The sequence below is a fragment of the Burkholderia sp. WP42 genome (assembly GCF_000745665.1).
In the GTDB taxonomy this organism is placed as follows: domain Bacteria; phylum Pseudomonadota; class Gammaproteobacteria; order Burkholderiales; family Burkholderiaceae; genus Burkholderia; species Burkholderia vietnamiensis.
This window is the reverse complement of the sequence record NZ_JQJT01000021.1, coordinates 22053-43314: the sequence shown is the minus strand read 5'-3', so window position 1 is coordinate 43314 and position 21262 is coordinate 22053. Positions and strand designations below refer to the sequence as shown.

3 protein-coding genes are annotated in these 21262 nt (G+C 70.5%); all 3 read right to left on the bottom strand.

Going from position 1 to position 21262, the window contains the following annotated elements:
- Position 1: 1 nt before the first annotated feature.
- Genes EX20_RS13770 through EX20_RS13760 form a run of 3 tightly spaced genes read right to left on the bottom strand, consistent with a single transcriptional unit; the run spans position 2 to position 21227 of the window.
- Complete coding sequence (locus EX20_RS13770; protein WP_034193895.1) at positions 2 to 13480, bottom strand: hybrid non-ribosomal peptide synthetase/type I polyketide synthase; 13479 nt, start codon at positions 13478 to 13480, stop codon at positions 2 to 4.
- Positions 13477 to 16809 (bottom strand): type I polyketide synthase, encoded by a 3333-nt coding sequence (locus tag EX20_RS13765; protein WP_034193894.1) that lies wholly within the window; start codon positions 16807 to 16809, stop codon positions 13477 to 13479. The genes EX20_RS13770 and EX20_RS13765 overlap by 4 nt, the downstream gene beginning before the upstream one ends.
- Positions 16806 to 21227, bottom strand: a complete 4422-nt coding sequence (locus EX20_RS13760) for a hybrid fatty acyl-AMP ligase/type I polyketide synthase (RefSeq protein WP_034193893.1) — start codon at positions 21225 to 21227, stop codon at positions 16806 to 16808. Before EX20_RS13760 ends, EX20_RS13765 begins: the two co-directional genes overlap by 4 nt.
- Positions 21228 to 21262 lie beyond the last annotated feature (35 nt).

Here is a 21262-nt window from a genome sequence, read left to right as displayed (position 1 = left end):
CTTAGAATGCGCTCAGTTCGACGCTGGGCTGGCGCGCGTCGGCCTGCAGCGCGCGCTGTCCGAGCGTCAGGTTGCGGATGCGGACGCCCGGATCGGCCAGCACTTCGCCGACCACGGACGTCAGTTCGTCCGCAAGGCCGCGCACCAGCGCGTCGCTGAAGCGGCCGGCGTGATAGACGACGCTGATCGCGAGACCGTCCGCACGCGGCTCGGCGAGGAACCAGAAATCGGTGGCGGCTTCGCTGTCCGCGTGCTGCGGATCGTGATCCGGCAGCTCGGCGAGGCGCACCGGCCCCGCATAGCGATCGGTCGCGCCGTCACGCTGGTTCTGCAGCGTCAGGCCGATGTCGAACAGCGGATTGCGTCCGGCGACGCGCTCGATGTGCAGCTCGTCGAGCAGGCGGTCGAGCGGATACAGCGGATGCGAGAACGCTTCGAGCGTGGTGTCGCGTACGCGGGTCAGCAGCGTGTCGAAGCGGTCGTCGCCGGCGACCCGATCGCGCAGCGCCAGCACGTTCAGGTACGGGCCGACCTGCGACTCGAGTTCGGGCAGCTCGCGTCCGGCGACCGGCGTACCGACGACGATGTCCTCCTGGCCGGAACGGCGGTAGAACAGCGCCTTGATGGCCGCCAGCAGCGCGATGAACAACGTCGCGCCGTGGCGCTTGCCGAGCGCGTCGAGCGCCGCCGTCTCGGCGGCCGGCAGCGCGAAGCGCCAGGTTTTCCAGCTCGGCGCGGCCGGCTGCGCGACGTCGCCGGGCAGCGCCAGCGCGCGCAGGCCGGCCAGCTTGTTCAGCCAGTAGTCCTTCATGCGCGCGCCGTCCGGGCCGGCGAGCAGCCGGTTCAGCCAGCCGGCGTAATCCTTGTACTGGATCTGCAGCGGCGGCAGCGGGTTGTCGCGACGCTGCACGAATGCGTCGTAGAGCGTCGACAGATCGTCGAGCAGCACCTCCGTCGACCAGCCGTCGGTGACGATGTGATGCATCGTGCAGATGCACACGTGCCGCACTTCGGAGAGCCTGAGCAGCTTGACGCGGAACAGCGGGCCGGTGGCGAGATCCATCGGCGCGAGCCGCTCGCTCGCGTGGATCGACATCGCGCGCGCATCGCGGTCGGCCGCGTCCTGCAGATCCACGACCTCGACCGCGAACGGGGCTTCGTCGGGCGGCAGCACTTGCTGGACCGGCTGGGTGCCGGCCAGCACGAAGCGCGTGCGCAGGATCTCGTGACGCTCGCTCAACGCGCGGAACGCCCGCACGAGCGCGTCCACGTCGAGCACGCCTTCCAGCAGCAGCGACGTGGGCAGCGGCCCGCCGGCCTGACCGGCATTGAGGCGATCCTGGACCCAGAGCCGCGTCTGGGCCGGCGACAGCTCGTAGTGGGCCTGCGGCGGCAGCGGCGTCACCGGCGCGTAGTCGATCGGCTGCGTCGCGGCGATGCGCTTCGCGAGGCTCGCGATGGTGGGGTGCTCGAACAGGCTGCGCATCTCCAGCTTCGCGTGCAGATCGCGACGGATGCGCGCGACGACCTTGGTCGCCAGCAGCGAGTTACCGCCCAGCTCGAAGAAATTGGCGGTCGTGCCGATCCTTGCGTTGCCGAGCACCTCCTGCCAGATCGCCGCCAGCTGCGCTTCGAGCGCGTTGCCGGGCGCGACGTGAGCCACGCCGTCGGCCGGCTCGGGCAGGTGGGCGCGATCGAGCTTGCCGTTGGGCAGCTGCGCGAACGCGGGCACGACGACGAACGCGGACGGCACCATGTATTCGGGCAGCCGCTGCCGCAGGTGCGTACGCACGGCGTCGATCACGTCGGCCTCGCGATGCGGCGAGCACAGCCATGCGACGAGTCGCGCGCCGTCGTCCACGCCGCGCAGCGCCACGACCGCGGCGTCGACCAGCCGGTGCGACGTCAGCACGGCCTCGATTTCGCCGGGCTCGATGCGCAGGCCGCGCAGCTTGATCTGATGATCGATGCGGCCGAGGAACTGGATGTTGCCGTCGGGGCGGTAGCGCGCGAGGTCGCCGGTGCGGTAGAGGCGCGCGTGCGGGTCGTCGGAGAACGGATCGGCGATGAACTTCTCGGCGCTCAGATCCGGCTCGTTGTAATAGCCACGGCCCACCGGCGTACCGCCGATCAGCAACTCGCCGGGCACGCCGATCGGCGTGGGCTGCATCTGTGCATCCACGATGTAGATGCGCGTATTCGCAATCGGCCGGCCGATCGGCACGATGGGCTGCGGGTCGTCGCGCCGGCATTCCCACGTGGTCACGTCGACGGCGGCCTCGGTGGGGCCGTATAGGTTGTACAGCTTGACATCCAGGCGCTCGAAGCAACGCTGTTGCAGGTCGTGGGGCAATGCCTCGCCGCTGCACACGACGCGGCGCAGCGAAGTACAGTGCGCAGCGAGTTGCGGATGATCGAGGAGCGCACGCAACATCGACGGCACGAAATGCAGCGTGGTGATCCGCTCGCGCTCGATCAGTTCGACCAGATAGTCGGTCTCGCGCTGCCCGCCTGGGCGCGCGAACACGAGGCGCGCGCCGACGGTCAACGGCCAGAAGAACTCCCACACCGACACATCGAAGCTGAACGGGGTTTTCTGCAGCACGGCATCGTCGGCGTCGAGCGCATATGCGTGTTGCATCCACAGGATGCGGTTGACGATCGCGCGATGGGTATTGAGCGCACCCTTCGGCCGGCCGGTCGAGCCGGACGTGTAGATCATGTACGCGAGGTTGTCGCCGTTCAGCTCGGGCGTGGGGTTCGACGTCGGCGCCGCATCGAGGTCCAGCGTGTCGCGATCGACGGCGATCGCCTGCGCGCCGGTATCTGGCAGCGCGGCGAGCAGATGCTGCTGCGTGAGCAGCCAGCGCAGCTGCGCGTGGTCGATCATGAAGCGCACGCGTTCGGCCGGATAGTCCGGGTCGACCGGCACGTATGCGCCACCGGCCTTCAGGATCGCGAGCAGCGCGACGATCATGTCGAGCGAACGCTCCATCGCGACGCCGACGAGCGTATCGGGTGCGACGCCAAGTTCGATGAGCCGGTGCGCGAGGCGGTTGGCGCGCGCGTTGAGTTCGGCGTAGGTGAGGGCCGCACCGTCATAGACGGCGGCGACGGCATCGGGCGTGCGCTCGACCTGTTGCTCGAACAACCGATGCAGCGGTTGCGCGGCCGCGTCGCCGAAGTCGACGTCGGTGCGGTTCCATTCGACGGTCACCAGATTGCGCTCGGCGTCGCTCGTCAGCGGCAACCGCGCAACCGCGGCCGACGCGTCGGCGGCCGCAGCCGTCAGCAGCGTCTCGTAGATGCCGAGGAATCGCTGGGCCGTGCGCTCGTCGAACAGATCGGTGTTGTAGTCGCAATCGATCAGGAGCTCGTCGCCGGCGTCGAGCACGTTGACGTTCAGATCGAACGCGGTATAGCGGATCAGCGGCGCAACCAGGCCGACCGTCAGGCCCGGCAGTTCAGGCAGCGCCGACACGGGCTCCAGGTTGAACACCGCCGACACGAGCGGCGCGGCGTTCAGATCGCGCTGCGCGCCGATTTCGCGGACCAGCTCGGCGAACGGATAATCCTGGTGCTCGAGCGCATCGAGCAGGTTCTGGCGGGTGGCAGCCAGGAAGCTGGCGACCGACGCGCCGTCCGGCAGCGTCGAGCGCAGCGGCAGCAGATGCGTGCAGTAGCCGGCCACGCGCTCGCTGCCAGCCACCGAGCGGCCGGTCACCGGGATGCCCGTGACGATGTCCTGTTGACCGGCGACGCGATGCAGGAACAGATTGAAGCCCGCGAGCAACACCATATAGAGCGTGCAGCCGTTCTGGCGCGCGACGGTGCGCAGCGCCGCGGCCGCCGCGGCGTCGAGGTGCAGCGACACGCGCGCGCCGTGAAACGTCTTCACGGCCGGCCGCGGATAGTCCGCGGGAAGACTCAACGGCTCGACCGCGCGCGCGCATTGCGCGAGCCAGTAGTCGCGATTCGCCTTCGTTTCCGGGCTGTGACGCTGGGCGTCGAGCGTCTTCAGGTACTCGCGAAACTGCAGCGGCGCCGCGTCCGGCGCGGCCCCGGCATACGCGCGGGCCAGATCCTCGAGCAGCACGCCGAACGTCGAGCCGTCGCAGACGATGTGATGGGCCGTCATCACCAGCAGGTGATGCTCGTCGTCCATGCGCACCAGCGCGGCGCGAAAGAGCGGCCCGTTCACCAGGTCGAACGGCTGGCGGCTCTCCTGCTCGCGCCACGCGTCCTGATCGCGGTCGATCAGCGGCAGCGCCAGCGTCAGCGACGGATGCACGATCTGGCCCGAGCCGTCCGGCAGGATCGTGGTGCGCAGCGCCTCGTGCCGATCGACCAGGCTCTGGACGGCCGCGCGCATCGCGGCCTCGTCGAGGCGGCCCTTCAGTTCGAGCGTCGTGTTGACGTTGTACGCGAGCGAGCCCTCGGGATCGATTTCCGACAGCACCCACAGCTGGCGCTGCGCCTCGCTGAGAGAAGCGACCGTGCCGTGCTTCGAGTGCGGCCGGATGAAGCCGCCGCGCCGCAGGTCCGCCACGCTGTCCTTCACCGCGCCGATGAACCGCTCGATGTCGGCATCCGTATGCGCGGTCGACAGGAAGCAGGTGCGCCATTCCCAGATGTAGATGCCCTTTTCGAGCATGTGATAGAAGAACAGGTCGAGGTTTTCGGTGAATTCGAAGCGGAACATCGAGCCGAACCAGGTGACCTTGATCGGCGCCTCGGCTTCCACGAAGAAGGCATTGAGCGTGTCGGCGATCTGCGCGGTCCGTTCGTTGAGCGCGGCCTGCAGCGCCGGGCCTTCCTGTTCGATCTTCTCCAGCACGGCCAGTGCGGCCGCCATCGCGAGCGGGTACTGGCAGAAGGTGCCGCCGAACGCGGTGCGGTCCGCGGCGGGGAACGAATGGTCGCCGTAGGTCCACATGCCGCCGTCGATCGCATCCATGAAGCGGGTGGAACCCGCGATGACGCCCAGCGGCAGGCCGCCGCCGATGATCTTGCCGTACGTCGCGAGGTCGGCCTTGATGCCGAACATCGCTTGCGAGCCGCCCGGATGAACGCGGAAGCCGGTGATCATTTCGTCGACGATCAGCGCGACGCCGGCTTCCTCGGTGATGCGGCGCAATTCCTTGAGGAACCCGACCGGCTGCAGCGACGGGTTGCGGCTCTGCACCGGCTCCACCATCACGGCGGCGAGCGTCGGCGCGAGGTTGCGAATGGCATCGAGCGCGGCGTCGCTGCCGTAGTCGAGCACGATCATGTTCTCGATCGAACCGAACGGCACGCCGGGCGCGATGGTTTCCGTCGCGCCTTCCGCGTTCGCCGCGGCGAGCGTGCCGTCGGCGTGGCCGTGATACGAGTGCGTGAACATCACGATCTTGTCGCGCCCGGTCACGGCGCGCGCGAGCCGCATGGCGGTCATGACGGCCTCGGTGCCGGTGTTCGAGAACGCGACGCGATCGAGGCCGGTGACGCGTGCGAAGCGCGCGGCGACTTCGCCGACGAGGCTCGAGCGAGCGCCCAGTTCGAGCGGGCGCTGCCATTCGCGCGTGACCTGCTGCTGGATGAAGTCGGGCGAATGGCCGAACAGATGCACGCCGAAGCCCATCGTGAAGTCGATGTACTCGTTGCCGTCGATGTCCCACAGCCGCGAACCGGCCGCGCGATCGCCGACGATCGGATACAGCATCTCCTTGGTCGAAAAGCGGAAGCCGACCGTCGCACGGCTGTCGGCCAGCACCGGGCGCGACGCCTGCACCGACTCTTTCGATTTGCGGGTGCGCGACGTGTAGCGCACGATCAGCGCTTCGAGATGCTCCTGCTGCGCCGCGGACAGGCCGCGCGCGCGCTGTTCGACCGGGCTGCCCCACGGCATCATCGGCTTGGGCTTGCGGTTGTCGGCCGCGGCGGGCGCGGCCGGGTTCGCGGCAGCGGGCGTCGCCGCGCGCGCGGCGGCCGGGGCCGCCACCGCGGCCTTGGCGGCGACGTTCGCGACGCTGGCGGCGTTCGTGGGACTGGCGGCGACGCTCGCCGCGGCTTGCGGGGCCACCGGCGCGCCGGCCTGACCGTGCAGCGACGTGCGCAGCAGCTCCATCTGCTGGCTCATCAGCTGGGACAGCAACTGGTTCTGCTCGCGCAGCACGCGCTCGACCGTGGAGCCGCCTTCGGCTGCGACCCATTGCGTCGGGGCCGCTGCGACCGGCGCGAGCGCCGGCGCGGACGGTGCCGACGGTGCGAGCGCGACCGCCGCGGCGGCAGCAGCCGGTTCGGCCGCAGCCACGGCTACCGGCTCGGCCGGCGCGGCGACCGCCGGCAGGTTGTCCGCGACATACTCGGCGAGCGCCTCCATCGTCGCGAGGTCCTCGAAGAAGCGGCGCATTGCGAGCTTCACGCCGTACTGCTTTTCGATGTGGCGGATCGCCTCGATCAGGATGATCGAGTCGGCGCCCATCTCGAGGAACGGCACATCGATGTTGATGGTGGCCGGATCGGCCTGGATCAGCTCGCCGATCTTGCCGCGAAGCCAGTCGAGAACCTCGCCGCTACGATCGGGCGCCGGCGTGGCGGCGACGGGAGATGCACTTGTCTGTGTCATGGACGTTTCCGTTTTCTGGAACCAGGTACGGCTGCGTTGGAAGGGGTAGGACGGCAAGGCGACGCGCGCGGGCGCCGGTGTTTCGGTTGCGGCCCAGTCGATGTCGACGCCGCGCGCATACAGGCCCGTCAGGGTTTCGACCAGCGCCTGCTGCTCGGCCTGTGGTCGCTGCAGCGCAACGAAGTGGATCGCGGCGTCCGGTGCGCAGCACGCGCGGGCCAGGTTGACGAGCACCGGCTTGGGGCCGATTTCGACCAGCACGTTGAAGCCGGCTTCGGCGAGACGCTCGACGCTGCTCGCGAACTGCACCGGCTCGCGGCAATGACGACGCCAGTACGTGTCGTCGGGCGCGTCGTCCATCACGGCGCCGGTGAGATTCGAATAGAACGGGATCGCCGGGCGCGCGACGCGCACGCCTTTCGCCGCGGCCTGGAAGCTGTCGAGCATCGGCTCGACCAGCGGCGAGTGGAACGCGTGCGACGTGTTGAGCAGCACGGAGCGGATGTCCTGCGCGGCGAACGCGTCGACGAGCAGCGCGATGCGCTCGCGCCGGCCCGAGATCACGGTGCTCGCCGGACCGTTGACGGCGGCCACCGCGACCTCCTGCGGCCACGCGGCGATCGCACGCTCGACCGTGCCGAGGTCGGTGAAGATGGCCGCCATCTCGCCATCGCGCGGCAACGCCTGCATCAGGCGTCCGCGCTCGGCGATCAGGCGCAGCCCGTCCTCCGGCGAGAAGACGCCCGCCGCGCATGCCGCCGCGTACTCGCCGACGCTGTGGCCCATCACGGCGTCGGGCACCACGCCGAACGACCTGAGCAGCGTGGTGAGCGCGAACTGCAGCGAGAACAGGGCCGGCTGGCTGTAGCCGGTCTGGTGGATGTCGTCGCCGGGGGCGGACAGCACGTCGAGCAACGGCTTGTCGAGCAGCGGATCGGCCTCCGCGCGGCAGCGGTCGATCGCGTCGCGGAACACCGGATACGCGTCGTACAGACGGCGGCCCATGCCCGCATATTGCGAGCCCTGGCCGGTGAACAGGAACGCCGTCTTCACGCGGGCCGCGCGCGGCGCCGCGGTGGACGGTTCCTGTTCGTGGAACGCGCGCAGCTTGTCGATCGCGTCGTCGATCGACGTCACCGGCAGCGCGAGCCGGTGCGCGAAGTGCGAGCGGCCGGTCGCGGCCGAAAACGCCACGGCCGCGATGTCGAGACCGCGCTCGGCTTCGAGCCGGCTCCGATAGCGCCCGGCGAGTTCGCGCAGGGCCGCGGGCGTCTTCGCCGACAGCACCAGCGGATGCACCTTGTGCTTCGACGGCGTCGCCGCGCGCGCCGGCGCGGGCGCCTCTTCCAGCACGAGGTGGGCATTGGTGCCGCTCGCGCCGAATGCGCTGACGCCGGCCCGGCGAGGCCGCTCGCCGCGCGGCCACGCGCTCGCCTCGGCGCAGATCTCGAGCGGCAAAGCGTCCCACTGCACCAGCAGGCTCGGCTGGCGGAAATGCAGATGGGCGGGAAGGCGTTCGTGGTGCAGCGCCAGCACGACCTTGATGACCCCCGCGATGCCGGCGGCGGATTCGGCATGGCCGATGTTGGTCTTCACCGAACCGACGCGCAGGCGCGGGCGGCCGTCGCGGCCTTCGCCGAACACCGTCGCCAGCGCGTTCAGCTCGACGGGGTCGCCCAGCGGCGTGCCGGTGCCGTGCGCTTCCACGTAGTCGATGGACGCGGCGGGAAGGGCGCCGAGCGCCTGGCGGATCACGGCTTCCTGCGCGCGGCCGTTCGGCGCGGTGAAGCCGCTCGATGCGCCGTCGTGATTCACCGCCGATCCGCGCAGCACGGCCAGCACGCGGTCGCCCGCGGCGAGCGCATCGGACAGGCGCTTGAGCACCAGCGCGCCGCAGCCTTCGCTGCGCACGAAGCCGTCGGCTGCCGCATCGAAGGTCTTGCAGCGGCCGTCCGGCGCGAGCGCCCGCGTGCGCGACACGGCGATGGAATTGTCCGGCGACAGGATCAGGTTCACGCCGCCCGCGATCGCGAGATCGCATTCGCCGCTGCGCAGATTCTGGCTGGCCGTATGGATCGCGCTGAGCGACGACGAGCACGCGGTGTCGATCGCCATGCTCGGCCCTTGCAGGCCGAGGCCGTACGAGATGCGGCCGGCGGCCGTGTTCAGCGGATTGCCGGTGAAGAAATAGCCGTCGATGCCGCCGTGGCGCAGCTGCAGGTTCGCGTAATCGTTGGTGGTGATGCCGACGAACACGCCGGTGCGGCTGCCCTTCAGGCCGTCGACCGGAATGCCGGCATGCTCGAGCGCTTCGTGACTGACTTCGAGCAGCAAGCGCTGCTGCGGGTCCATCGCAGCCGCTTCGCGCGGCGTGATGCGGAAGAAGGCCGGATCGAACTGGTCGACGCCGTCGAGAAAGCCGCCGAAGCGGCAATACATGCGCCCCGGCGCTTCGGGATCGCGATCGTAGTACGCATCGACATCCCAGCGCTCGCGCGGCACCTCGGAGATCGCGTCCACGCCGTCGTTCAGCAACTGCCAATAGGCGTCGAGATCGTGCGCGGCGCCCGGAAAGCGGCAACTCATGCCGACGATCGCGATCGGCTCCGGCGTGCCGGCCTCGCGGGCCGTGGCCGTCGGCGCGGCCGGTTGCGAGGCCGGCTTGGCGGCTGCAGGCTGCGTCGGCTCCGCGAGCGCGTCCGGCGCCACGCCGGGCGCTTGCTCCGTCAGGAAATCCGCGAGCGCGTTGATGGTCGGATGATCGAACAACAGCGCGACCGACAGCTTGATGCCCAGCGCGTTCTCCAGCTGCGTGCGCACGTCGAGCGCCATGAGCGAATCCATGCCCATCTCGAAGAAGCCGAGGTCGCGGTCCAGCGTCCCGGCGCCGTAGCCGAGCACGTCGGCCACCGCCTGCTCGATGCTGTCCGCGACCTGCCGCCTGCGCTCGCGCGGCGATACGTCGCCCGACGCCGGCAGCGCAGCTGCGCCCGTGGCACCCGACGGGCTCGACGGGCTCGCGCTGGTCCGCACGCGATCGAGGAACGGCCGCGGCCCACGCGCCTCGTACGAGCCCTGGAACCGTTCGAGGTCGATATCGACGATCGCCGCCTGCGGCACGGCGGCCACGCGGTCGAGCATGTGGAGCGCGCGGTCGGCCGCCAGCGAACGGATGCCGACCCGCCGCAGCAGCGCTTCCGCATCGGGGAACGTCATGCCGCCTTGCGCCCACGGCCCCCAGTTCACGGAGAGGGCCGGCAAGCCGAGGCCGCGGCGATGATGCGCGAGCGCGTCGAGGAACCGGTTGGCGGCACTGTAGTGCGCCTGCTCCCGCGAGCCCCAGGCAGATGCGATCGACGAGAACATGACGAAGAAATCGAGCGGGAAAGCCTCGCTGTGCCGATGCAGCAGCCACGCGCCGGCGACCTTCGGCTGCAGGACCGCGTCGAGTTCGTCGCGCCCGACCTGCAGGATCGGCTTGTAGCCGACGACGCCGGCCGCATGCACGATGCCCCGCAGCGGCACGCGGTCGCGCCGCAGTTCGGCGAAGAAGGCGTCGACCGCCGCCGGATCGGCGATATCGAGGCGCTCGCAGCGCACCGCCACGTCGCGCTCGCGCAGCTCGGCGAGCGCCTGCCGGCTCGCGTCGCTCGCCGCGCCTTGGCGGCCGGCCAGGATCAGCGTGCGCGCGCCGCGCGCCGCGAGCCACCGGGCCGTGTGCAGGCCGAGCGCGCCGAACCCGCCGGTGATCAGGTAGGTCGCGTCCGGCTCGACCCGCAGCGCGTCCGTTTCGGCGGGCACGAGCGGGTTCAGGCGCGCCACCAGGCGCGCGCCGTGCCGCAACGCGATCTGGTCCTCGCGGCTCTCGACGAGCAGTTCGTCCAGCAGCGCGTCCAGCAGCGCGTCCGGTTCGTCGTCCGGCGCGGCCGGGTCGAGGTCGATCGCGGTGCCGAACCAGTCCGGATGCTCGATCATCGCGCCGCGCGCGAGGCCCATCAGCGCGGCCTGGGCGACGCCCGTCACGCGCGGGGCGTCGCCCGCTTCCACGGCGTCGCGCGTGACCACCCGGATGCGCGGCCGCAGCGAAGCCGTCCAGTCGCGCTCGCCGCCCACCAGCGCATGCACGAGATGCAGCAGCGCGGCGGACATGCACGTCGCGCCGGCGGCTTCGTCCAGCCCCCATAGAAACACGATGTGCCGGGCGGGAGCGGCGGCTTCATCCAGCAGGCGCACGAAATCGTCCGGGCGCTCCGGCGCGACCTGCCAGCCTGCCGCCGCGTTGCCGCCATAGTCGGCGCCCGCGCGCACCAGCGCGCACGACGCGCCGCGCGCGCGCAGCAGCGCCGCCAGCCGCTCGCCCACGCCGGTTTCGTCCGCGAAGATCAGCCACGACGATGCGGGCAGGGCCGCGCGCGCAGTCGGTGCCGCGACGTGCTGCTCCCATGCGACGTGATAGAGCGACGGCGCGGCCGGGGCGACGGCTTCGTCGGCGGCCGGTGCGAACGCGGTGCGGACCAGCTCCGGAAACGCGTTCAGCACGTCGTCCGGGTACTTGCCCGACGCCTTCAGGTGCCGCACCGCCGCGTCGATGCTGCCGGCGTCCATGCCGACGGCCGGCGACTGAATTTTCTCGAGGCTGAAGCGCTGCCGCTCGAACGGGTAGTTCGGCAGCATCGTGGCAGGCTGCGCAGCCACGGGGAACAGCGCCTGCCAGTCGAACTGCCCGCCGCGCACGTACAGCGCCGCGATTGCGCGCTCCAGCGCATCGCCCGCGCAGGGCGGCGGCAGCCAGCTGTCGGCGAACCCCTCCGGCACGGGCGGCTCGGCGGCCCGCTCGGACGCCTCGGCGAGCTGCAACCAGTACGCGGCGTGCGTCACCTCGTCGGCGACCTCGGCGCCGAGGCAGCCGGAGATCAGCCGCACCGTCGGCCGCGCGAGCCGTACGTCGTGCAGCGCCGCGCGCATGGCGGCGGCATCCGCGCGGACGGCGAGCACGCGCAGCGCGTCGGCGATGCTCAGGACGCCGGCCACACAGGCCGCGACATATTCGCCGACGCCGTGCCCCGCCACGACGGCCGGGCGGATGCCCCACGCCTGCCACAGCTGCGCCCACGCGAACGCGGCCGCGAAGCGGCCCGCATCGGTATCGAGCGCCGCGAGCGGCACCGCGCATTGCGCGAACGCGTCGCGGAACAGCGGCTCGGACGCGTGAAGCGCGCGCGCGGCGTCCGGGTCCGGCGCGCCGAACGCGATGCCCAGGCGCAACGCCTTGCCGGTGCGCGGCGCGCCCGCCGACGGCACGCGCACGCCGGCCACATAGGCCGTGCGATACGGATGGTGGCTTCGTCCGGTGGCGGCGACGCGACAAACGGCAGCAATCTCTTGCGGCGGCGCGTCGCGGAGCGCGCGCTCGTAGCGTTGCGCGAGCGATGCCAGCGCCGCTTCGGAGCGGGCCGACAGCAGCAACAGCGCGCGCTGCGCCGCAGGCGACGGCGCGACCGGCGGCTCCTCGACGACGGCGTGCGCGTTGGTGCCGCTGAATCCGAACGCGCTGACGCCGGCGACACGCCGGCGTTCCCCGCGCGGCCAGTCGACCGGCTCGGCCGCGACGCGGACCGGAATCTCCTGCCACGGCGTATGCGGATTGGGTTGCCGGAAGTGCAGGTGCGCAGGAATCCGGCCGTGCCGGAACGACAGCAGCACCTTGATCAGCCCGGCCATGCCGGACGCCGATTCCAGATGCCCGATATTGGTCTTGACCGAACCGATCACGAGCGGCTCGTGCGCCGCACGCCCGGCGCCGTAGACGCGGGCCAGCGCGTCGACCTCGATCGGGTCGCCCAGCGACGTGCCGGTGCCGTGCGCTTCGACATAGCCGACCTCGGCCGGCGCGACACCGGCCTGGCTCAGCGCGCGGCGGATCACGCGTTCCTGCGAATCGCGGCTCGGCACGGTCAGCCCGCCGCCCGCGCCGCCCTGGTCGACCGCCGTGCCGCGCACGACGCCGAGCACGCGGTCGCCGTCGGCGAGCGCGTCGGCGAGGCGCTTGAGCACCACCATCCCGCAGCCTTCGCCGCGCACGTAGCCGTCCGCCGCCGCATCGAAGGTCTTGCAGCGGCCGTCCGGCGACAGCATCCGGGCTTGCGAGAAGCTGACCATCACCTCGGGCGACAGCATCAGGTTGACGCCGCCCGCCAGCGCCATGTCGGTTTCACGCGAGCGCAGGCTTTCGCACGCGAGGTGCAGGCAGACGAGCGACGACGAGCAGGCGGTGTCGATCGCCATGCTCGGCCCGGTGAGGCCCAGCACGAACGACAGCCGGCCGGCGGCCATGTTCAGCGCGCTGCCCGTGCCGGCGTAGCTGCTCGACGGCATCGCTGCGTTCGACACCTGGATCGCATGATCGAAGCAGGTGATGCCGACGTACACGCCGGTGGCCGATTGCCGGAAGCGCTCGGGTGGCAGATGCGCATTCTCGAGCGCTTCCCACGCGACTTCGAGCAGCAGCCGTTGCTGCGGATCGAGGTAGGTCGCTTCGCGCGGCGCGATCCCGAAGAACGCGGCGTCGAATTCGTCGACGCGCTCGAGGAAGGCCCCGTGCCGCGTTGCCATCTTGCCCGGCGTGGCCGGATCGGGGTCGTAATAGCGATCAATGCTCCAGCGTTCGCCCGGCACTTCGGTGACGGCATCGCGCGCGCCGTCGAGCAATCGCCAGAACGCGTCCGGCGTGTCGCTGCTGCCGGGAAAGCGGCACGCCATGCCGATTACGGCGATCGGCTCGTTGCGGTCCGATCGCAGCGCCGCGATTTCCGCGCGCCGCAGGCGGAGTTCGTCGAGCGCGGCTTTGAGTGCTTGCGTGGCCTTGGCGTTCATTGGGCGCCGATCTCCTGGGCGATCAGTTCGGAAAGTTCGTCCTCGTCGAGCTCGTCGAGGTCGTCCGAGGCGGCGTCGCCGGCCGCCTCGGGAAGCGACGACGACAGCTCGTCGAGAATGAAACGGGCGAGCGTCTGCAGGTTCGGATAGGAAAAGAACAGCGTCGCGCGCAACGGCTTGCCGAACGTCTTGGCGAGGCGGTCCGTCAGTTCGAGCGCGACCAGCGAATCCAGGCCGAGATCGAGCAGCGACTGTTCGGGCGCGATGGCGTCGGGGCCGGCGAGCCGCAGCGTCTCGGCCAGCATCTTCGCGAGCGTGTCGGTGACGAGCGCGAGCCGCTCGCGCGGCGCGCACGCCTGCAGCTCGCGCACCAGCGGCGTCTCCTGCTGCGCGGGTTGGGCGGCCGGTTGCGCCAGCTCGCTGAAGAGCGCGGACCCGGCGGCCGGCGCATCGACCCGGAACAGCGTCGGCCAGTCGATGTGCGCGACGCCGGACTGCGCGACGCCCGCCGCCATCAGCCGCTCCAGCGTCGCGATCGCGAGGTCCGGCGACAGCGTGCCGACGCCGAGCGCAGCCAGCTGTTCGTGCGCGCGCCGGCCGTAGTCGCTGGCCGCATGGCCGATGTCGGCCCACGGCCCCCAATTGACGCTGAGCGCCGGTTTCCCGTGCGCGCGCCGGTGCTGCGCCAGCGCGTCGAGGAAGCTGTTGGCCGCCGCGTAGTTGCCCTGGCCCGGCATGGTGAGCAGCGCGGCCATCGACGAGAACAGCACGAAATGATCGAGCGGCAGGTCGGCCGTCAGCTCGTGCAGATACCACGCACCGTCGGCCTTGCCGCTGCCGGCGCGGTGGAAGAAGTCGTCGTCCTGGCGCGTCAGCAGCGCATCGTCGAGCGCACCGGCGAGGTGGAACACGCCCTTGAGCGGCGGCATCGCGTGCGCGATTTCGGCGAGCGCTTGCACGACGTCGTCGCGATCCGCGAGATCGGCGCGGATGAAGCGCGCGCCGAGCGTGCGCAGCATCTGCTCCGCTTCGGCCGACGGCGCGCTGCGGCCGAGCAGCACGACCTGACCGGCGCCGTTGTCGGCGAGCCACGACGCGAGGCGCAGGCCGAGCCCGCCGAGGCCGCCCGTCACCAGATAGGTCGCGTCGCGGTGGAACCGGACCGGCCGGTGGCTGACGAATTCGCGATTGTCGCGGGCGATGCGCGCGACGTGGCGCTGGCCGCGGCGAAACGCGATCATGTCTTCGCGGCCGGCGGCCCGGATCGCCTGCACGACATCGGCCGCCGACGGCTGCTCGGGATCGAGATCGACGAGCCCGCCCCACAGCGCCGCATGCTCGACCGCGATCGCCCGGCCCAGCCCCCACAGCGGCGCCTGCGCGACCGCGGTCGCTTCGCCGTCCAGCACGTTCATCGCGCCGGACGTCACCAGCCACAGACGCGGCTGCGGGCCGGCCGCCGCGCCCGACGCCAGCGCCCTGACCAGTTGCAGCACGCTCGCGCTGGCACGCCGTCGCGCCGCGATGTCGGCGGGTGCGAGATCGAGGCTCCATAGATGAATCACGCCCTTGAGCGGACGGTCGAGCGCGGGCAGCGCCGGCGTCGCGTCGTCGAACTGCAGCGTGCAGGTGTCGCCGGCGCTTTCGAGCAGGCCGGCCAGTTGCGCGCCGACGCCGCCGCGATTCGCGAATATCAGCCACTCGCCGGCGGGCGACGCGCCAAGGGTCGCGTCGGCGCTCGACGGTCTCCAGACGCGCTGATAAAGCAGCCCGGACAGGTCGTGCCGCTCGGCGCTGCGCGCCGAGCGCACTTGCTGCAAGCGCAGCGCGTCGATCTCGATCAGCAGCCGGCCGGCGAGGTCGTGGATGCGGATATCGCCTTCGAGTACGCGTTGCCCGTCCGGCTTGCGCAGCGTCGCGTGACTCCACGCATCGGTCGACGACGGCGGCTGGTGAACCCGCACCGCGCCGATCGAACTGGGCAGGTACAGGTCGCCGGCCTCCAGCGCAGCCGGATCGACGGCGGCGGCGAGCACGCGGCTGCACGCGTCGAGAAAGGCCGGGTGCACGTGGTACTGCGACGACGCCGGCGCGTCGGCCGGCAGGCTGATGCGGCCGAGCGCTTCGCCGGCCGTGCGCCAGATTTGCTGGATCGCGTTGAACGCGCCGTCGATCTGCACGCCGTGCTGGCCGATCTCGCCGTTGAAGTCGACGCCCGACGTCGTCTCGGTGCAGCGGGCCTGCACCGCGGCGGCATCGAACTTCGTCGGCGCGACGCGGCGCGTCGGCGCGCACATCTCGCGCAGCCGGCGCAGGTGCGGCAGATTGCTGAGGATCGCTTCGACCGGCGGCCCGAAATCGAGCAGGCACGCCACCTCGTCCACGCCGATCGATTCGAGTTCCCGCACGAGTTCGACGCAGGTATCGGGGGTGCCGATGAGCCCGCGCGATTGCGCGAAGCGTTCGTAGAGAAACTCGACGAACTCGTCCAGCTCGCGCGCGCCCATCGCGCGCACGTCCACCGACTGGCCGCGGCTCTGCGCCAGCCCGTTCAGCAGGCCGATATTGCTGCGGATGTAGTTGCAGAACGGCGCGCGCGCCTGCTCGCGCACGCGCGCCGCGTCGTCGCCGACGAACGTATGCAGCATCACCGACACGGTGCCGGCAGCCGGATCGAAGCCGTGCCGCGCGCGCGCGTCGCGGTACAGCGCGATCTTCTGCGCGAGCTGGTCGCGGTCCTGATCGAGCACGTGGGTCAGCAGGTTGGCGCCGACTTCGCCGGCGCGCACGAAGGTCTGCGGATTGCTGGCCGCCGTGACCCAGACGGGCAGCTCCGGCTGCACCGGCGTCGGATAGATGCGCAGCTGCACCGGCTTGCCGACGCCGTTGGTCGCCTCCAGCGGCGCGCCGCGCCACAGCTTTCGGACGGCGTCGATCGTGGTCAGCATCTCGTCGTGCCGGGTCGCGTACTTGTCCGGCGCGAAGACGAAGTCGTCCGGATTCCAGCCCGACGCGAACGACACGCCGACGCGGCCGTTCGACAGGTTGTCCACCATCGACCATTCTTCCGCGATCCGGATCGGGTTGTGCAGCGCCGCCACCACGCTGCCCGCGATCAGCGTCACGCGTTGGGTGAGCGCGGCCAGCGCCGCATGCAGCACGGCCGGATTCGGGTACAGCGAGCCGAATTCGGTGAAGTGGCGCTCCGGCACCCAGACGCTGGAGAAGCCGTTCGCATCGGCGAAGCGCGCGCTCTCCATGACCAGTTGGTACTTGTTGCCGGACAGCGCCTCTTCACTGCTCGCGAAGAACATCAGGCCGAATTTCATGCGTGGCTCCGCTCCGATTCGTGTATTTCGGCACTCGCGCACATTTGCCATGCGGCGGCGCCGCTCGTGTCGTCGATCCGGTGATAGACGGCGAACGAAAACGGTCCCCAGGACCGCTGGCTCAGCACGGTCTGCACGGTGTGCGATCGATGCGCATGCAACGGTAACGGCGCATGCAGCGCGAGGTCCTTCAACGTCGTATGGCCGGCCGCACCGATTTCCGAGGTCGCGGCCAGCGCCATTTCCACATATGCGGAGTAGGGCAGCACCGGCGAACCCTTGACGCGATGACCGTCGAGAAACGTGGTGGCCGGCGCGTCGAGACGCGACTGCCAGATCCACGTGGCCGGCGCATGCGCGTGCTGCTCGAGACGACGCCCGAGCAGCGGATGGCGCGGCGCGTCGGGACTGATCCAGAAGGCGCGGCGCTCGAACGGATAGGTGGGCAGGGCGAGGCGGCGACGCGGCGCGTGTCGCGCGACGGCATCCCAGTCGAGCGACGCGCCGCGCACGTAGAGCTCGGCGAGCGTGTGCAGGATCGTGTTCCACGCGGCCGCCTGCGTGCCGATCTCGATCTCGATCGAGTTGCCGGTGTCGGCCGCCTTGGCGCCGTCGGACAGCTGCGGCACGCCGGTCAGCGATGCAGCCGCGCGATGCCCGTCGCCCGTGCTGCTGACCGCCGTCGGCGTGACGCCGAACGACATCCACAGTTGCGCGAGCGCGCACTGGAACGCCGTGAACGGCGGCGCGTCGCATGCGTCGGCTGCATCGGCGTTCCGCTGCATCAGCGCGTCGAAGGCCGGGCTCGCGGCGCGCAGTTGGCGCATGGCGTCGGCGCTGCCGCCGTCGTCGGCGGCAAAGTGGAACGTCACCGCGGGCGGCTGCTCGGCCGGCGCGCCGGCCACGACAGCATCCAGTTGCGCACGCAACCCGTCGATGCTCGACGCGACGAGCGCCGCCCGCCGCGCGAAGTGCGTGCGCCCGGTGTTCGCGGTGAACGCGACGTCCTGCACCCGCGCGTCGGGATGGGCGTCGAGATAGGCCGCGTACGCTGCCGCCAGCGTCTGCAACGCTTCCGGCGTGCGCGCGGAGAGCGTCACGACGCACGACGCGCTCGCAGCCGCCTCCGCTTCCGGGCGCGCGTCCTGCGGTGCTTCCGACAGAATCACGTGCGCATTGGTGCCGCCGAAGCCGAACGAGCTCACGCCGGCCAGGCGCGTGCCGTGTTCGGCCTGCCACGGCGTGACCTGCTGCGGAATGCGGAACGGCGTGCCGTCGATGGCGATCTGCGGATTGATCGACCGGAAATGGAGGTTCGGCGGAATCGTGCGGTGGTGCAGCACGAGGGCCGTCTTGATCAGGCTGGCGATCCCGGCTGCGGACTCCAGATGCCCGATATTGGTCTTGACCGAACCGATCCAGCAATGCGCGTCCGGCGCGCGCGATTCACCTAGCACGGCCGCCAGCGCGTTCAACTCGATCGGGTCGCCGAGCGGCGTCCCCGTCCCGTGCGCCTCGACGAAGCCGATGTCCTGCGCTGACACGCCCGCATCGCGCAGCGCGTCCACGATCACGGCCTGCTGCGCCGGGCCGTTGGGGGCGGTCAAGCCGTTGCTGCGCCCGTCCTGGTTCACCGCCGAGCCGCGGATCACCGCGAACACGGTGTCGCCGTTCGCGAGCGCATCGTCGAGACGCTTGAGCAGCACCATGCCCACGCCTTCGCCGCGCACGTAACCGTTGGCGGCCGCATCGAAAGCCTTGCAACGGCCGTCCGGCGACAGCATGCCGGCCTGCGTGAACGACGCGCTCAGTTGCGGCGCCAGAATCAGGTTGACGCCGCCGGCCAGCGCCGCGTCGGACTCGCCGCGCTGCAGCGTGCGGCACGCGTGATGAACCGCGACGAGCGACGACGAACACGCGGTATCGACCGCCCAGCTCGGGCCGCGCAGATCGAGCGTGTACGAGATGCGGTTCGCGGCGACGCCGAGCGCATTGCCGGTCGCGACATAAGGGCCGATATCGACCGCTTCCTGCTGCGCCAGCCGGATGTAGTCGGCATTGCTGATGCCCACGACGACCGCGGTGCGTGCGCCGGCGAGACTGCGCGGTGCGATCCCCGCATGCTCGAGCGTCTCCCATGCGACCTCGAGCAGCAGACGCTGTTGCGGATCCATCGACTCGGCTTCGCGGGCACTGATGCCGAAGAACGCCGCATCGAAGCGGTCGACGTCTTCCAGCAGCCCCGTCGGCGGCAGCGCGCCGGCGCGCCGGGTGGACGCGCCGATCGCGTCGCGGCCGTCGAGCAGCAGTCGCCAGAATTCGTCGGGGCCGTTCGCGCCAGGGAATCGGCATCCGATGCCGACGATCGCGATGTCGGCATGTGCACTGGACGGCGCGGCCGCGGCGCGGGCCGGCGCGACGTCGTCGGCGCCGCACAGATGGCGCGCAAGCAGCGCAATGCTCGGAAAATCGTAGACGACGGTAGGCGAAACCGGACGCCCGAGCCAGTCCTGCAACTCACCCGACAGCATGATCGCGTCCCGCGAATCGAGGCCGTAGATGCTGAACGGCTGGTCGGGGTCGATGGCGGCCGGGTCGATTCCCGACAGATGTGCGACACGCTCGACGCACCATTGCACGAGCGCTTGCGTATCGCGCGATGGGGCCTCGGACGGTGCGTGCGCCGCCGGCAGCGGGCGGCGCCACTCGCCCGCGATCGCGAGCCCCTGACCGTCGACGAACGCCTGCCGGATGCGGCTGCGCTGGATCTTTCCGCTCGACGTGCGCAAGATCGTCGCGGGCTTCAACAGCACAGCCGCGTACAGATCGACGTCATGCTGTTCCGCGAGCGTGCGCCGGATCTCCGCAGCGACGGCTTCCGCATTCAGCGTGTTGAGCGCTTCGCGGCGCACTTCACAGGCGACGACGATCCGCTCGGCTCCGTCGACGGTGATCGAGAAGGCCGCCGATGCGTTCGGCGCGAGTGCGGCGTGCGCGCCCTCGGCGGTGTGCTCGAGATCCTGCGGGTAGTGATTGCGACCCGCGACGATGATGAGGTCTTTCAGGCGGCCGGTGACGAACAGGTGCTCGCCGTCGACGAAGCCCAGATCGCCGGTGCGCAGGTAATGCGCGGCATCGCCGTCGAGCGTCGCGCGAAAGGTGCGCGCCGTCTCGTCGTCGCGCTTCCAGTAGCCCGCGCCGACGCTCGGGCCGGTCAGCCAGATTTCGCCGATCCGGCCGGGCGGGCACCGCTCGCCGGTATCCGGATTGACGATCTGCACGCGATGCCCGGCCCACGGCCGCCCGCATGAAACCAGCGCGTGGCGCTTGCCGTGCTCGTGCCTCGTCGCCACGCCGCGGGCGAGATCGTCGGCGTCGTAGTCCGCCACCAGCGGCGGCGAATGCGCCGGCTGCCCCGAGATGAACAAGGTCGCCTCGGCCATCCCGTAGACGGGGCGCATGGTGTGCGCGTGAAAGCCGCATGCGGCGAACGCGCGCGAAAAACGCGCGACCGACTCCGCGCGCACCGGCTCGGCGCCGTTGAATGCCACCTTCCAGCTGCCGAGATCGAGCTGCGCGCGCGCGTCATCCGAGACCTTGCGTGCGCACAGGTCGTAGGCGAAGTCGGGCGCGGCGCAATGCGTGGCGCGATAATTCGTGATCGCCTGAAGCCAGCGGACCGGCCGCTGCACGAAGGCCGCGGGCGCCATCAGCACCGACAGCACACCGAGATGGATCGGCAGCAGCACCTTGCCGAAGAAGCCCATGTCGTGAAACACCGGGAGCCAGCTGACGAACACCGTCGACGCATCGGCATCGCTCGCCTCGGCGATGACCTCCATATTGCTCAGTATGTTTGCATGACTGATCATCACGCCTTTCGGCGTGCCGGTCGAACCGGACGTGTATTGCAGAAGCGCCAGTGTCTGCGGCGTGATGTCCGGCGCACGCCATTGCTCGGCCGGCGCATCGAAGTGCTGGTCCGTCGCCAGGACATACAGCTCCAGCGTGTCGGAATAGCCGTCTGCGCGATCCGTCAGACCGTCGAGCGTGGCCGCATCGGTGAGCGCGACGACGGGCGTCGCGTCGGCGACGATGGCCTTCAGCCGGTCGGCCGGCCGATGGCGGCGCGGCGCGTAGGCCGGCACGCCGATCAGGCCGGCGTACAGGCATCCCACCCACGCACAGATGAATTCGAGCCCGGGCGGGTAGACCAGCAGCACGCGCTCGCCGGGTTGCGCCAGGCGCTGCAGCCTCGCGGCGATACCGCGAGCCCGCCTGTCCAGATCGCCGAACGTGAGCCGAGCCTGTTCCGTTTCGCCGTTCTCGAGAAAAATGAAAGCCGTCTTCTCGGGTTGGGTCGCGCCGCGAAACGCTATTACTTCAGTAACAGTCCTGAATTTTGTATCGGGATTCATACTCGATCTTCGTTGTCCGCTGAACGTTCAAACCC